At 38.3% G+C, this 15689-nt stretch carries 15 protein-coding genes and 1 other RNA gene; 11 read left to right on the forward strand and 5 right to left on the reverse strand.

The window, feature by feature from the left end; translation table 11 throughout:
• Positions 1-127 precede the first annotated feature (127 nt).
• From ESV24_RS13700 to ESV24_RS13710, 3 genes are all read left to right on the forward strand, one after another.
• A complete protein-coding gene (locus tag ESV24_RS13700; RefSeq protein ID WP_111816946.1) occupies positions 128-634 on the forward strand; it encodes a toxin-antitoxin system YwqK family antitoxin in 507 nt (168 codons plus the stop codon).
• Between the two features lie 343 nt (positions 635-977).
• Positions 978-2390, forward strand: a complete 1413-nt coding sequence (locus tag ESV24_RS13705) for an FAD-dependent oxidoreductase (RefSeq protein ID WP_394364094.1) — start codon at positions 978-980, stop codon at positions 2388-2390.
• A 96-nt stretch (positions 2391-2486) separates the two neighbouring features.
• Complete coding sequence (locus tag ESV24_RS13710) at positions 2487-2939, forward strand: tRNA (cytidine(34)-2'-O)-methyltransferase (RefSeq protein ID WP_111816948.1); 453 nt, start codon at positions 2487-2489, stop codon at positions 2937-2939.
• A 175-nt stretch (positions 2940-3114) separates the two neighbouring features.
• Here the strand turns inward: ESV24_RS13710 and clpB are convergent, their stop codons facing one another.
• Positions 3115-5715 carry an ATP-dependent chaperone ClpB gene (clpB, locus tag ESV24_RS13715; RefSeq protein ID WP_111816949.1) on the reverse strand — a complete coding sequence of 867 codons (2601 nt, stop codon included), beginning with the start codon at positions 5713-5715 and terminating at the stop codon, positions 3115-3117.
• Between the two features lie 194 nt (positions 5716-5909).
• Between clpB and ytxJ the strand changes: the two genes are divergently transcribed.
• Positions 5910-6302, forward strand: a complete 393-nt coding sequence (gene ytxJ, locus ESV24_RS13720; RefSeq protein WP_111816950.1) for a bacillithiol system redox-active protein YtxJ — start codon at positions 5910-5912, stop codon at positions 6300-6302.
• Between the two features lie 3 nt (positions 6303-6305).
• Here the strand turns inward: ytxJ and ESV24_RS13725 are convergent, their stop codons facing one another.
• Both ESV24_RS13725 and fahA read right to left on the reverse strand, forming a co-directional pair.
• Entirely contained in the window at positions 6306-7487 is a 1182-nt protein-coding gene (locus ESV24_RS13725; protein WP_111816951.1) for a hypothetical protein, read from the reverse strand.
• Between the two features lie 149 nt (positions 7488-7636).
• Entirely contained in the window at positions 7637-8917 is a 1281-nt protein-coding gene (fahA, locus tag ESV24_RS13730; RefSeq protein WP_111816952.1) for a fumarylacetoacetase, read from the reverse strand.
• Positions 8918-9114: 197 nt separating this feature from the next.
• Here fahA and glyA point away from each other — a divergent pair, with 197 nt between their 5' ends.
• The 6 genes from glyA to ESV24_RS13755 all read left to right on the forward strand — a co-directional run bounded on the left by glyA (position 9115) and on the right by ESV24_RS13755 (position 12585).
• Complete coding sequence (gene glyA, locus ESV24_RS13735; protein WP_111816953.1) at positions 9115-10389, forward strand: serine hydroxymethyltransferase; 1275 nt, start codon at positions 9115-9117, stop codon at positions 10387-10389.
• 119 nt (positions 10390-10508) lie between these two features.
• On the forward strand, positions 10509-11003 hold the full coding sequence (locus ESV24_RS13740; protein ID WP_111816994.1) for a GNAT family N-acetyltransferase: 495 nt from the start codon (positions 10509-10511) through the stop codon (positions 11001-11003).
• Between the two features lie 25 nt (positions 11004-11028).
• Entirely contained in the window at positions 11029-11202 is a 174-nt protein-coding gene (locus ESV24_RS15395) for a hypothetical protein (RefSeq protein ID WP_160110633.1), read from the forward strand.
• 3 nt (positions 11203-11205) lie between these two features.
• Positions 11206-11577: a YybH family protein gene (locus ESV24_RS13745; protein WP_111816954.1), complete on the forward strand. Its 372-nt coding sequence runs from the start codon at positions 11206-11208 to the stop codon at positions 11575-11577.
• A gap of 11 nt (positions 11578-11588) precedes the next feature.
• Positions 11589-12068, forward strand: a complete 480-nt coding sequence (locus ESV24_RS13750) for a nucleoside deaminase (protein WP_111816955.1) — start codon at positions 11589-11591, stop codon at positions 12066-12068.
• A 19-nt stretch (positions 12069-12087) separates the two neighbouring features.
• Positions 12088-12585 (forward strand): lipocalin-like domain-containing protein, encoded by a 498-nt coding sequence (locus ESV24_RS13755; protein ID WP_160110634.1) that lies wholly within the window; start codon positions 12088-12090, stop codon positions 12583-12585.
• Positions 12586-12659: 74 nt separating this feature from the next.
• Here ESV24_RS13755 and ESV24_RS13760 read toward each other — a convergent pair whose 3' ends face one another.
• Positions 12660-14183 carry a hypothetical protein gene (locus ESV24_RS13760; protein WP_111816957.1) on the reverse strand — a complete coding sequence of 508 codons (1524 nt, stop codon included), beginning with the start codon at positions 14181-14183 and terminating at the stop codon, positions 12660-12662.
• Positions 14184-14383: 200 nt separating this feature from the next.
• Positions 14384-15430 carry a glutaminyl-peptide cyclotransferase gene (locus ESV24_RS13765; RefSeq protein WP_111816958.1) on the reverse strand — a complete coding sequence of 349 codons (1047 nt, stop codon included), beginning with the start codon at positions 15428-15430 and terminating at the stop codon, positions 14384-14386.
• A gap of 87 nt (positions 15431-15517) precedes the next feature.
• Here ESV24_RS13765 and ffs point away from each other — a divergent pair.
• Positions 15518-15616, forward strand: an RNA gene (ffs, locus tag ESV24_RS13770) — signal recognition particle sRNA small type.
• Positions 15617-15689: the final 73 nt, after the last annotated feature.

Genomic DNA, 15689 nt, shown 5'->3' on the forward strand with positions numbered 1-15689 from the left:
AGACGTATTTTTAGGCTACTTTAATGAAAATAAAATAAGAGAAAAACAAGTATCAATTAGACTAAGTCAAAATCTAGTGTAAAGCATGTGACTTTAACTTTGTAAACTATGTGCCTTAACGAACATTATGAAAAACATTTTGCTAATCATAATATTTTGTTCATTCAGCGGACTTTTCGCTCAAGAAAAAGTCGGACTGAAAGAAATTTATGTGGAAAATAATTTGGCGTATAAAGTGGCGAACGAACAATTATTCTCTGGACAAGCGCAAAAAGTTCGCAGAAACGGACATTTAGTTTACGAAGAGTATTATGAAAAAGGAATTCCGGTTAAATCGATACTCTACTATAACGGAACTGAAAAACCAAAACCAGTAGAACTGACGGAATTTTATGAAAAAACGTTCGACAAGAAAAAAGTAACCACTTACGGATTATCTAAACCAACGGTCGAATTCAAATATTACGACCAAAACGGAAAGAAAACCTTGATTGAACAATACGAAGATGACAAGCTAACTTATCGTTGCGAATATTTGGAAAACAAAAAACACGGAACGGAATTTTGTTACGATGATGACGGAAAAGAATTGGAAATCGAATATCGGAATGGTAAAAAGGTTGCGCAGAAATAACTGTAGGCAACAACGGTAACCGTTGCACAACCCTATAATTTTCATAAAGCCGACCTTAGATAAGCTGATTTAAGAGCGGTTTATTTTTTAAATGGCGGAATGTATTTGATAATTTGAGTGTGTTAGATGCAATGTTTTCAAGCCAGATATCACCATTTTTTCGAATACAGAATAAACAAGGGTTCCCGCCCCGCTATATCGCGCTTGCGACGATTGGCCAGCCAGATAAACACAAGAATCCCCAAGCAAAAAGTTTTTTCAAACAGACTGGAGCAGATTAAATAAAAACGAAGTGAAAAAAGTTGAAAATATAGCAGCTAGCTGGACTATCTGTAAAGAATGTATGGGGCGTGGTAAAAAAAGCCGGAGGATCCGTAAGAAAGTACGACTCCAATACCAGAGGGAATTAGATCAATTTGAAAAATCGAACGCCGAAGGGACGGCACCAGTTCGTCCTAAAGGCCACCTATATTCCTGCTTGAACTGCTCTGGCTCTGGGTTGGTTCCCGCTGCTAGTCCTCCTAAAGCAGATAAGGAAAACTACCCACACCTAGCAATTATAGGTGGCGGTATAGGAGGTGTGGCACTGGCTGTGGCTTGTTTGCACCGTGGAATTCCTTTTACTCTTTATGAACGCGATAGTAACTTCGATGTGCGATCCCAAGGCTATGGCCTCACTTTGCAACAAGCTAGCAAAGTGATTGAGGGATTGGGTCTTTTCTTGTTAGAAGAAGGAGTAATTTCAACAAGACATCTGGTTCATACTACAGAAGGAAAAGTAATTGGTGAATGGGGTATGCGAAAGTGGATGCAGCAAGATGCGAAAAAGTCTGTGAAGCGCACAAATGTGCATATAGCACGGCAGTCTTTGCGCTTAGCCCTGCTTGAGCAACTAGGTGGTCATAATGCAGTGCAGTGGGGGCATCAGTTAGTAGATTTTAAGGAATGTGAGGGTGAAGGTGTTGCGCTGAGCTTTCAAGTAAATGGGGAGCTGAAGCGCGCCAAGGCAGATCTTGTGGTTGGAGCCGATGGTATTCGTAGTTCGGTGCGAAGCTTGCTGATTGGTGAGGATGTTACTCCTTTACGTTACCTAGGGTGTATGGTTATATTGGGTATTTGTTCTCTGGAAGCTCTGGAAGATTACGATAATTCTTTGCTGGACTCAGCCACGGTATTTCAAACCGCCAATGGCAATGAGCGGATCTACGTGATGCCGTATGCGTCAAACTCGGTGATGTGGCAACTTAGCTTCCCAATGTCAGAAAAAGAGGCTAAGGCGTTGAGTGCTCAAGGATCTCAAGCACTCAAGACAGAAGCGTGTGAAAGAGCGCAGTGGCACGACCCCATTCCTCAGATTTTAACGGCGACCTTGGAAGCTCAAGTTTCTGGCTATCCAGTGTATGATCGAGAATTACTCGAGTCAGAATTATTGGAGAAAGCAGGACCTCTTACCTTGATAGGAGATGCCGCTCACCCTATGAGTCCATTCAAAGGACAGGGGGCGAATCAAGCACTGCTGGATGCGCTGGCGCTGGCTCGGGGGATCTCAAGAGGATGTAGACCCTTATCGCAATGGAGAGAAATTGGAGTGAGAAAAAGTGTATTAACTGAGTTTGAATCAGAAATGCTGGAACGCAGTGCTTCCAAAGTGAAAGATTCAGCAGCGGCCGCACAGTTCCTACATTCCGAAATTGTGCTCTACGAGGGTGATGAGCCCAGAGGACGATGTATAAAGAGAAAAATTAAAACAAAATAAAGAGTTTTGGTTCAGTGGATAAGTGAAAGTTTAGTACTTTTTAATCCTGAATAATCATAACCGTAACTCTGTAAATTCTTAAAAACTTTAAAACATATGGGATATAATATCGTGCTTATAGAACCAGAAATACCAATGAACACTGGTAATATTGGTCGTCTTAGTTTGGCATCAGGATCAGTATTGCATTTAGTAAAACCATTTGGGTTTGAATTAAATGATTCAAGATTAAAAAGAGCTGGACTAGATTATTGGAAACACATTTCGCTACATATTTATGAAAGCTCGGATGAATTTTTCTCAATAAATAAGGACAAAAACATGATATTTCTCTCAAGTTCAGCAGAGAAGGATTATTGGTCTATAGACTTTAAGGACGATATGTTTCTTATTTTTGGAAAAGAGTCTGTTGGTTTGCCAAAAAGTATAACCGCTGTAAATGCAGATAAACTTTATAAAATTCCAATTTACAGTAATCATGTTAGAAGCCTGAACTTAGCCAACGCTGTAAGTATTGTGGTATACGAAGGCCTAAGGAGTATTAAATAAAAACCATCGTAACGTCATTTAAAAGTCATTGCTCCGTGCTATCAGTCAATTGCATCCCGTAGCCATCCAAATAAAACTTAAAAACCCAAAGCAAAAGCTTGGGGTTTTTAAAATTTCCGCTAATAGCTAATAGCTAATAGCTAATAGCTTAAGGCCTAAAGCATAAAAGCCACAACTACTCAACTAAATCTTCTTGATTCCTAAACACAAGCGCATCGTCAAAACTGTCCAATAGAATGATACTATCCGTTGTTATTTTTCCGGAAAGTATCTCTTTACTTAATTCGTTTAGCACTTCGCGCTGTATTACTCTCTTCACGGGTCTTGCACCAAACTGTGGGTCGTATCCTTTTTCTGAAAGGTAAGTAATGGCCTCCGGTGTTGCATCTAGTACAATATTTTGTTTCATCAACATTTTGGAAACGCCTTTCAGTTGCAGCTCCACTATTCTGTGAATGTCAGTTTTTGAAAGCGGTGTAAACATTATTATGTCGTCTATACGGTTTAAAAACTCTGGGCGTACAGTTTGTTTCAATAGTGCAAGCACTTCCACTTTGGCGCCTTCCATTGCGGTTTCTGGGTCCTTTACGGCTTCAAAACGCTCCTGGATTATCTGGCTGCCCATATTACTGGTCATAATAATGATCGTGTTTTTGAAATCTGCAAGACGACCTTTGTTGTCCGTCAATCGGCCTTCATCCAAAACCTGCAATAAAATATTGAATGTATCTGGGTGTGCTTTTTCAATTTCGTCCAGCAATACAACGCTATATGGTTTGCGGCGAACGGCTTCAGTAAGCTGACCACCTTCTTCATAACCCACATATCCGGGAGGCGCACCCACTAAACGGCTCACGCTGTGGCGTTCTTGGTACTCACTCATATCTATACGTGTCATTGAGTTTTCATCGTCAAACATGTATTCTGCTAAGGCTTTTGCAAGCTCGGTTTTGCCAACACCCGTTGTTCCAAGGAAAAGGAAACTACCAATCGGTTTCTTTTCGTCCTGCAATCCTGCACGACTACGGCGAATGGCATCACTAACCGCAATAATTGCTTCATTTTGCCCAACCACACGTTTGTGGAGGTGGTCTTCCAAAGTCAACAATTTTTCACGGTCGCTTTGTAGCATTTTTGTAACAGGGATTCCGGTCCATTTTGCAACCACTTCTGCAATATCTTCGCGAGTTACTTCTTCTTTAATCATTGAAGTACCTTCGTCGTTTTCGGCAAGTTGGGTTTCCAATTCATTTAAAGCTGCCTGTGCATCTTTGATTTTTCCATAACGAAGCTCTGCAACTTTTCCAAAATCGCCATCACGTTCAGCACGTTCGGCTTCTAGTTTGAATTCCTCAATCTGGGTTTTTAGATTTTGAACATTGTCTACAACCTCTTTTTCACTTTGCCATCTTGCGTTAAGTTCGTTGCGTTCTTCTTTTAAATTAGCCAAATCTGCGTGAAGTGATTTCAACTTCGTTTCGTCTTTTTCACGTTTTATGGCCTCTATTTCAATCTCAATCTGCATAATCTTTCTGTCCAAGACATCAAGTTCCTCTGGCTTGGAATTGATTTCCATTCTAAGTTTTGAAGCAGCCTCATCCATCAAATCAATAGCTTTATCGGGAAGGAAACGGTTTGTAATATAACGTTCAGAAAGCTCCACGGCAGCAATAATTGCTTCGTCTTTAATACGCACCTTGTGGTGAGTTTCATATTTTTCCTTTATACCACGAAGTATTGAAATAGCACTTTCGGTATCGGGCTCGTCTACAACAACTCTTTGGAAACGACGCTCTAAGGCTTTGTCTTTTTCGAAATATTTCTGGTATTCGTCCAAGGTAGTAGCACCAATTGCACGCAATTCACCTCGAGCAAGTGCGGGCTTCAAGATGTTTGCGGCATCCATTGCGCCTTGTCCGCCTCCAGCACCAACAAGGGTGTGTATTTCGTCAATAAATAGTACGATATCGCCTTCACTGGAAGTTACTTCTTTGATGACGGCTTTCAAGCGTTCCTCGAATTCTCCTTTATACTTTGCCCCGGCTATTAGCGCGCCCATATCCAAAGAATAAATTTCTTTGGTCTTTAAGTTTTCAGGAACATCGCCATCTACAATTCTGTGCGCCAAACCTTCGGCAATTGCAGTTTTACCAGTACCGGGTTCGCCAACCAGCATAGGGTTGTTTTTTGTTCTTCGCGAAAGGATTTGAAGGATTCGTCTAATCTCTTCGTCACGGCCAATCACTGGATCCAACTTACCATCACGGGCAAGTTGGTTGAGGTTTTTGGCGTATTTGTTCAAAGAATTATAGGTTTCCTCAGCACTTTGGGAAGTAACACTTTCACCTCCTCGCAGTTCTTGAATTGCGGCTTTCATTCCTTTTTCGGTTACACCTTGGTCTTTCAAGCTTTGCGCAATGCTGCTCTTTGAGCCCAGAATCGCTAACAGAAGATGTTCAATTGAGGCGTATTCATCGCCCATCTTTTTGGCAATGTTGCTGGCTTCAATTACCGTTTTATTGGCTTCGCGCGAAAGCATAATATCTCCGCCCGAAACCTTTGGAAAGCTTTCCAGTTGCTTGTCTAAAATCTGTTTTAGGGTAACCAAGTTGACGTTAAGTTTCTTTAAGATGAACGGGGTTACATTTTCATCTACCTCAAAAATTCCTTTGAGTATATGTTCGTTTTCAATCTGCTGATGGCCAAATCCTTGCGCTATTTGTTGCGCTTGCTGTATAGCCTCCTGACTTTTAATTGTAAAGTTGTTAAAATTCATATATGAAGAAGTTTATTATTCGTTGTTTGTGGTAAGTTAATTTCAAATACAAAGCCACTTTAAAATTACGACAAAATGTCGGCTTAACCCCTTGGTTTAACAGACATTATGACTGCTTCAAAAATCATTACTTTATCATTTCTTTTAGAACAAAACTCCATTGAAACTTGTAGTTTTGAATAAAAGATATATTTATGGGATTTTTTGACAAATTTAAGTCTACAAGAGACATCGCAAAAGAAGAAATAGTAGAAGTGCCTTGGCACGTGTTGGGCAAAATGGAGCAATTGGATGAAATAATTGAACAGTCCAAAACAAAGCCAGTTGCAATTTTTAAACATTCAACCCGCTGCGGAATTAGCCGAGGGGTTTTGAAGTTATTGGAGAAGAATTACAATCTTACTGATGATCAGCTAAAATTGTATTATCTCGATTTATTGCAAAACCGGGATATTTCAGCAGAAATAGCTTCCCGATTTAAAGTGCAGCACGAAAGCCCTCAAATGATTGTTATTAAAAATGGAGTAGTGGTGCATCACGATTCGCATAATTCTATTGAGGCCTCGCATTTGGCGAAATTTATTTAGGAATTAAAGGGAGTTATCCCGCAATATCTCCTTAAACCTTTCTTTTATATTCTGCCCAGCATCAAAAACCATTTGTTCGTTGTTTGGAAAAGGTATAAACCGATTGTTCAAAATTCTGCGGTCATCACCAGTCAAAGCTCTTTCGTCACCGCGAAAGCTTGCATAGGCATTTTCAAACACAAATTCTGAAGACAGTGGAAAACTGTTAAGATTTCGTCTTTTGTTCAAGTCTTTATATATTACAGTTCCGCCTACGAGCACAGCTTTTTCTTGAGTAGTAATATAAACCGTAGCAGAAACGTCTATAAATTTTTCAACTTTAATAGGGTTGCCCAAGCTGTCGCGCACAATATTACCTGCGCGATCACGTCTATAATCATACCCATCTTTTACACGTTGTTTTTTAGTGTATTGTCTGTCTGCAATGCGTTCCAGAGAAATTTGAATGGTTTGGAAATTTAAATCGATACCTAAATCATAATTGATTCCGTTTTCTCGTTGGCTGTGGTATTCTGTCCAGAAATCATTTAAACCATAGGTGTTAAAATCAAGCAAATCCTTCTCCAGCCTGAACGGAATAAACTGGCCAGTTTGATTATTAATAGCAACAAATACAAATTCAGTTCCCCGAAAGCGAGTGTCTTCTTTTAACTGATGAACATCTTTGTAGTTTGGTTTCACCTCATCCAATTCGCATAAAACATTAAACGCACTGCGGTAATCCTGTTTGGTATTTCGCTGCATATATACAATGGCTTCTTGATATAGAGATTTCACATAATCTTCCTTTGTATTCAATAAATCATCGCTATAATCAGAAAAAACAAAATTTGCTTTTCTGCCCATTGAAAGACTGTATAACGGAAGTAGTGGACGGATTAAATTTTGCCGCGATTGAAGATCTAAATAAGTATAATAGATTTCTTTGGCGTTAGCTAGATTATTTTCTTTCTTCAGAAAACTAAGGTGGCGCGTATCTTTATCCTTTGCTTTTAAAAATGCTTCTTCCAAAACACGAATGTGGGCATCGTATTCTTTCGCTCCTTTATCTTTCTGAAGTTTTTTAACGGCTAGCTCGATAGCTTGGTTGTAATCGCCTTGAGCAACGAACTTTTGGGTGCGTTTTACGCTATTGCAAGAAATGCTTAAAAGTGCTGCGAATAGTAATAAGTAAAAAGCCTTCATAACGAAATTGATTTGGTTATGAAGGCTAAAATACAATAGTAATGCCAATTTTTATTCAAATATGTTTTTGAAATAATTTGAGTAAAAAAATAAACCACGAATTCACGAATATTTTTTTTTAATAATAATTCGTGAATTCGCGGATAAAATTATTGCTTGATCGCAGGAAGTAATTTAGTTCTGCATTCTCCAAAACCAATCCGTACGTCTTCAGTTTTGCAGTAACCCTTTAAAATTACAGTATCGTTATCGTTTATAAATTTTCTTTGAGAACCGTCGGAAAGCTTGATGGGCTTTTCACCGCGCCAGGTAAGTTCTAGCATAGAGCCATAAGAGTCTGGCGTTGATCCAGAAATGGTGCCACTACCCATCATGTCGCCGCTATTTACGTTGCAACCGTTAATAGTGTGGTGTGCCAACTGCTGGCTCATATTCCAGTACATATACTTAAAGTTTGAAGTGGATACTTTAGATTCAGCTCCGTTTTCAGGGGCAATGTAAACTTCTAAGTTTATATCGTAACTTTTCTTTCCTTTATATTGAAGATAGGGCAGTTGCTCCATTTCAGGTTTTGGGCTCTCCACTTTAAAAGGTTGCAGGGCATCCAATGTTACAATCCATGGAGAAATAGACGATGCAAAATTCTTCGCTAAAAATGGTCCAAGAGGTACATATTCCCACTTTTGGATATCGCGTGCGCTCCAATCGTTGAAAAGCACCAAACCGAAGATGTATTCTTCAGCTTCGTTTACTGGAATTGGTTCGCCCAAAACGTTCGCATCTGTGGTGATAAAAGCCATTTCTAATTCAAAATCTACCAAATTAGAAGGACCAAAAACAGGTTCTGTAGCACCATCGGGCATAGTTTGTCCCCAAGGTCTGCGTGCATTGATTCCGCTCGGGATTATTGAAGAACTTCTTCCGTGGTAACCTACCGGAATGTGAAGCCAGTTTGGCATTAAAGCATTCTCTTTTCCACGGAACATCGTTCCCACATTTGTAGCGTGTTCCTTACTGGAATAGAAATCGGTATAATCTCCCACTTGTACGGGAAGCTGCATTTCCACTTCGTCCATTGTGAAAAGGATGTGCTTTCTATGATCTTCGTTTTCGCGAAGTTTAGGATTTTCTTTATCGAAAATATCGGCAATTCGGTTTCGTACCAAGCGCCAGGTTTTTCTTCCGTCGCTAATAAAATCGTTCAATGTATCTTGAAGGAAAATATCATCTGTAAGCTCAATTCCTTTAAAATAACCCAATTGATGCAGGGCGCCAAGGTCAATGGCATAATCACCAATACGTGTTCCAATGGTAATAATATCATCTCGCGTCAAGAAAACACCAAAAGGTATATTTTGAATGGGAAAATCTGTATCTGGCGTTGTATCGAGCCAGGTTTTACGTTTGGGGTCGTTGGCAGTTATAGGCATGTCAAAAATTATTTTTTTTGTTGAAAATAAAACTAAGTAAAAAAATTCAGATTGTTTAAAATCAGAGGATTAATTATAATTGTCTTTTATTTCCAAGCAGTGTTTTGTTAGTAAAAATCTTCATCAAATATATAGATTTCATTATAGTTACCGAATGTAATTAGTATTTTTGGATTTAATTAACTTTTACAGATATTATGCAACGCGACGAACAAATTTTTGAACTGATAAAAGAAGAAAAACAACGCCAATTGAACGGTCTGGAGCTAATTGCTTCAGAGAATTTTGTAAGCGACCAAGTGTTGGAAGCCGCAGGTTCCGTGCTAACAAATAAATACGCCGAAGGCTATCCCGGAAAACGCTATTATGGGGGCTGTGAAGTGGTAGACGAAGTAGAGCAGATAGCCATAGACAGGGCAAAGGCACTTTTTGGAGCAGAGTATGCAAACGTGCAGCCACACAGTGGTTCGCAGGCGAATACAGCAGTTTTTGCAGCCTGTTTAAAACCCGGGGATAAGTTTTTGGGCTTTGATCTTTCGCACGGTGGGCATTTAACTCACGGCTCGCCCGTGAATTTTTCGGGAAGACTTTACAATCCCGTATTCTATGGTGTTGATAAAGAAACTGGCCTCATTGATTATGATAAAGTGGAAGAAATAGCCATCAAAGAAAAGCCAAAAATGATTATTGCCGGAGCTTCTGCATATTCACGTGAGATCGATTACAAGCGCTTCCGTGAGATTGCAGATAAAATTGGAGCGCTGCTATTTGCAGATATAGCCCATCCTGCAGGCTTAATTGCCAAGGGAATTATAGGCGATCCGCTTCCACATTGTCACGTTGTTACCACCACCACTCACAAAACCCTTCGCGGTCCTCGTGGCGGAATGATTTTGATGGGTAAGGATTTTGAAAATCCTTTCGGTCAAAAATTAAAAAATGGAAATCTTAAAAAGATGAGTAGTTTGCTGGATAGCGCTATTTTTCCCGGAAATCAAGGAGGTCCTTTGGAGCACATCATTGCAGCAAAAGCAATAGCTTTTGGTGAAGCGCTGACAGATGATTTTCTTCACTATATGGTACAAGTGAAGAAAAATGCTGCTGTGATGGCGCAGAAGTTTGTTGAAAAAGGATACGATATCATTTCCGGTGGAACCGATAATCATATGATGCTTATTGACCTTCGCAACAAGAATATTTCAGGTAAAGAAGCTGAAGAAGCATTGGGCAAGGCAGATATTACCGTGAACAAAAATATGGTTCCTTTTGATGATAAATCACCTTTCGTTACCAGCGGAATCCGTATTGGGACTGCTGCAGTAACCACACGCGGTTTGGTTGAAAAGGATATGGGAAAAATTGTAGATTTGATTGATGAAGTAATCTCAAATCACGAAGACGAAGCCAAACTTGAAAGTATTGCCGAAAAGGTGAATGAAATGATGGCTGGTTTGCCGTTGTTTAAAAGTTAAGAATTAATTATCCAAACTAGAGAAAACCTTCAGTAAATTGCTGAAGGTTTTTTTATTTGAAGCAGACAGCAAACCAGCATTTATTTATCTTTGATTCTATAAAATATCGAAAGGAAGATATGAATATAGAAACCGAAAGACTTAAAATCCGCGAATACAGGCTTAACGATGCTCCTTTCATTTTTGAGTTGATGAATAGCGAAGGTTGGCTAAAAAACATTGGCGATAGGAATATAAAAACCATTGAGGATGCTGAAGCCTATTTACAGAAAAATTATTTTAGTAGTTACGAAAAAAATGGGTTCGGTCCTTATTTCGTTTCACTAAAAGACGGGACCTTTATAGGCTCTGCAGGACTCTACAAACGCGAGAATCTTGACCATCCAGATATTGGTTTTGCTTTTTTACCTGAATTCTTCAATAAGGGCTACGCTTTTGAAGCCTCAAATGCAGTAATGAAATTTGCTTCACAAGAACTAGCGATTAATAAAATAGTGGGTTTTACATTACCAAATAATGAAGCTTCCATAAAACTTTTAAAAAAACTCGGTCTTTCAGAAGTTGGCACTCATAAATATGAAGATGGGGAAGAGCTGTTGCTCTTTTCGAATTGAGCTATTAACATTAAATACAGCTATTATGAAAAAATTTAAAAATTCATTTTACAAAATCAGTGGATTCACGGTATTATTATTTTTAGGAATGCTTGTTATATCGTGCAACAACAAGTCATCTTCAGAGAAAGAAGAAGAAATAGTTGAAATGGATTCTACTGAAAAATCTACGATAAATAATACAAAGGAATTTGTATAAGTAATGCAGAAACACTTAGATGCTGTTTCAAACCGAGATTTGGTTTCACTGAAAGAAACAATGGCTCCAAATGGCCAAATGCAACTTATATTGCCAAAAACCGAAATAATTAAAGGGGTGGATGGCTTTATGGATTACCATAAAGAATGGTTTGCGGCACCTGACTGGACTTTTGAAACAAAAATTTTAAATACTGAAATAGGGCAGGACGTGGGAATGGCAATTATCGAAATTATTTACCGTGAACCCCTGCGCGATGGGAAACCCTACTTCAATAGAATGATTGTAAGCTATGACCTGAAAAAGATAGAGGGTAAATGGTATGTCATTAAAGATCACGCAAGTTCCATTGAGAAATCAACCGGCACTAAATAAATATTTTAAAAATGAATACAGAAAAAGACAAACAATTTATAAAACGTGCTATTGAACTATCCGAAAAAGGAATGAACTCCAATGCAGGTGGTCCGTTCGGTGCAGTAATTGTAAAAAATGGCGAAATCATCGCCGAAGGTTTTAACGAAGTAACATCAAACAATGATCCAACTGCTCACGCTGAGGTTGTGGCAATCCGCAAAGCTTGTGAAAAGCTTGGTTCGTTTCAATTGGATGATTGTATTATCTATACTTCCTGCGAGCCTTGCCCAATGTGTTTGGGCGCCATTTATTGGGCGCGATTCAAAGCAGTTTATTATGCCTGCACAAAGGAGGATGCAGCAGAAATAGGTTTTGACGATCATTTTATTTACGATGAAATTGATAAGGATATTGAAAACAGAAACATAAAATTTATAAATCTCGATAGGGAAGAAGGCAGAAAAGTTTTCAAAAAGTGGGAAGCGAAGGAGGGAAGAGTTGATTATTAATAAAAACACAATGCGTATAATGATTATTTTAAAATATGTTTTTTTCGTTGGGATTTTAGCATTTTCATTTTCCTGCCAAAACAAAAAACCAACGAACCCAACAATAACAGGACTTTGGAAACTTGAAAGTATGAAAGTACGCGATACCGCAACAAACACTTGGAGCCATTATCGCGGCGGAATGGACGGGTATTTGCTATACGATGGCAACGGCCATGTTGCGCTTCATTTATATGAAAAGGGCTACGAAAAAGCTGGAATCGAGTTTCCGAATTTCAATGATTCTATTCCTTTGGAAGCTTTAAGACATATTACGAAATCCTATTATTATATGGGTAATTATAAAGTTTCGGAAAAGGATAGTATTGTTTCCCATTATAAACTTTCACATTCAAACCCCTCTGAATTTGGATTGACGGCGGAAAGAAGATTTTATTTCAGGGGTGATACTTTGGTGATGCAGCCCGTGGAACGGAAAAATTCAAAATTAAAACTGAAGTGGTTAAAGGCAGAATAAACTTTATATTAAAAATTTTAGCAATAAAAAACCCGTCGCAATGGACGGGTTTTTCTATATGTTTAATTTATTGTTTAGCCTTTCGGAAAAATGGTTGCTTCATAAGCTCCAGCATCTGGTGGAGTGCCTCGGTCTTTTCCATTTAAATCTTTTAACGGCCCAATACCATTTTTACCAATACCTTCAGCTCCAGAAGTTCCTTCTTCAATATTGAAATTGTTCATTTCGGTATTTTGAAAAAATGGGTCTAAGTTAAATTTTGTTTCAGGGTATAGGGCAGAATTTGTAAAATCGTATAACGGAATGTTTCCAAATTCACCCGTGGGGTCTTCAAAACGCACCAAAGAGTTTTCAAATTTGAAGTTGAAAGCACCCGCATCGTTTTTAAATAGTGAAAACTCTCGGCGTTCATTTCCGTAGATAATGCAATTTGTAAAGTTAGCCGCTACCAAATCAAAAACTAGAATCTCTTCACCGACTTTAAGTACATTTTCGATTGAAACCGCCGGGAATGAACGAAAACTTTCGGTCCAATAATTAGCAAATGTACAATGTCTAAAATTATAAATTCCTCCTAAACTTATAGCTAATGAGGATTGACCACAGTTATTAATAACCATATTCTCGCCGTCAATAGCACTATTTATGGCAAATAAACCATTATTAGTACAATTGTATATCTGAATATTTTTCAATTCAATTACACTATTTTGTGTGCGAATGCCATAAGTGCTATTTTTAATTGTGGTAAAATTGAAAGAATTGCCAACACTACCATCTAAAAACCATATACCGAACCATTGCCCTGGAATTTCTGAAAATCCAGGTTCCAATCTATCGCCTTCAAAAATTACTTCGTTCTCCAAAGCTTCAAGGTCGTTGCTTTTTTCACCCTTTGCTTTCAATGTTCCATTTTCTTCCACAATTATTCCACTAAAGTTGTGAAAATGAATTCTTGCGCCTTTTTCAATAGTAAGTGTTTTATCGCTTGGTACTGCGGCAAAACCATAAATTACGTAAGGCTTTTCATTTGTAAAAGTGAGTTCATCATCATCAAGATAAAAGCCTTTTATAAAAAAGGGATTTTGCTCGTCGCCAATGTTAATTGTTTCTGTAGTTCCATCTGCATACTTTTCGGGGAAAAGAAAAACGGCATCTTTTACAAGTGTTACCAATTCTACCTTTTGCTCATTACCGCCAGTATCAAAAAGAAGTTGGTCGGTATAAAGAAAATCTAGTGCGTTGGTTGGTAAATTATTTATATCTAAAGTTGTTTCAACAAATATAAAAATGCTGTCTTTAGCTAAAATCTGTACATTTTCAAATACTTTCCCAGGAATTCCATCTACGTTTAAACGATAGTTGGAAGATTCTCCTTGAGACAAACGCACGGTGGGAATATTTATATCCTCATCACTTCGGTTATAAACCTTAAGATTGTACGTGCTGGAACCAATGTTTGAAAAAACGGTATCCAGATAAACCGTATCTTTTGAAAACTCAAGGTTTCCGGTGCTGGCCACGGTTTCAAAATCGTTGCGGCACGAACTCCATAATACTAGGCAACACAAAATTGCCAAACCGTATAAATATCGCATTCTATTATAATTTTGGTAAAAATATAACTTTTTATGAAGCTAATTATTGTAATGCACGAAGAAGTTTCTAGTGGGCAGTTGCAGTTCAACTATAGAAACGAAATGCCTAAAAAAAAGACCGCGAATACACATACTAAAGTGTAAAAATATTCGTGTATTCGTGGTAGAATTTTCCCGCCTTGCTGAACGGAGCCGAATAATTATTTCTGAATTATTTCAACCTTAAAAAGCTTGTCCCAGTTTTTCCCTGTTATGTAAAGAATGTTTGGCTCGCCGTTGTATGCTATGCCATTTAGCACATCCAACTTTGGGTGTTGGGTAACTTTATCTTTTAAATCGGTTAAATCTATCACGCCTTCCACAGCGCCATTTGAAGGATTAATAATAGCTATGGAACCTTGTTGATAAACGTTGGCATATATTTTTCCTTCAACCCACTCCAGCTCGTTTACACTATTTATTTTGCTTGTATTGGTGAAAATCTCGATGTAATCCTTTTCGGCAAGTGTATTTGAATTTAACGTCCAAATTTTATCGGTGCCATCACTTTTATAAATGTTGTTTTCGGCATCATGGCACAATCCCCAACCTTCTTTACTTTGCCCATAAACAAAGGTTCCGGTTTGTTCCATAGTTTTCAAATTATAGATAAAACCCATGTTTTCGCGCCATGTAAGTTGATAGATTTTATTATTGAGAATGGTAAGTCCTTCAGCAAAGTATTGATCTGCAAGAGTTACTTTTTGAAGCACTTCACCTGTTTTGTAATCTGTTTTACGCAGGCTTGATTCTTTGTATTGGCCAGTGCTTTCGTATAAAGTATCATTTTCAAACTCCAAGCCTTGTGTGTAGGCATTTATATCGTGTGGATAGGTTTCCAAAACTTTATAAGTGTAGAGCTTTGGTTTTATGGAAGAAAGAATAGTGACTTTTTGAGAAGCTTCATATTCTTCGTTATCACTATAGATTTTGGCTGTCAATATTTTCTCACCTAGTTTTTTTCCCGATAGGGAAAGAGTGTTTCCAGAAACTTCAACCCTATCCTTGTTTAAAAAGTAAATTATTGAATCAGTTTCAATATTCTTTTTGTTGGTTAAGGAAATTGTCAGCACATCTTCGGTGGTGTACGTCTTCTTAGAATCTTTAATTTCTAGCGAAAACGCATCTTTTTTTTCTTCGGAATTATTTCCGCAGCTACCCAAAAAAAGCAGTAAAAGTGTAGGGACTAAAACGTTATAGATTTTCATAACAAGCTATTAATTTGCTGCAAGGTATTTATTAAAATTGAAATGTAAAAATACTTGCAAAAACTTCAAAAAGCCTTATCTTTGCAGCGGCAAGTCCTACACAACCAGCTCCTGTTGAATCCTCCAGGGCGGGAACGCAGCAAAGGTAAATGGTCGTAGCGGTGTGATGTAGGTAGCTTGCCATTTTTTGTGCGCTAAACTTTCGTCTGCAAAAAGAGCCAAGACCGCTTTGCTGAAAGAATAGAGACCGCTTCGCTGA

Origin of the sequence: Aequorivita lipolytica (assembly GCF_007997135.1) — a bacterium.
Lineage (GTDB): Bacteria > Bacteroidota > Bacteroidia > Flavobacteriales > Flavobacteriaceae > Aequorivita > Aequorivita lipolytica.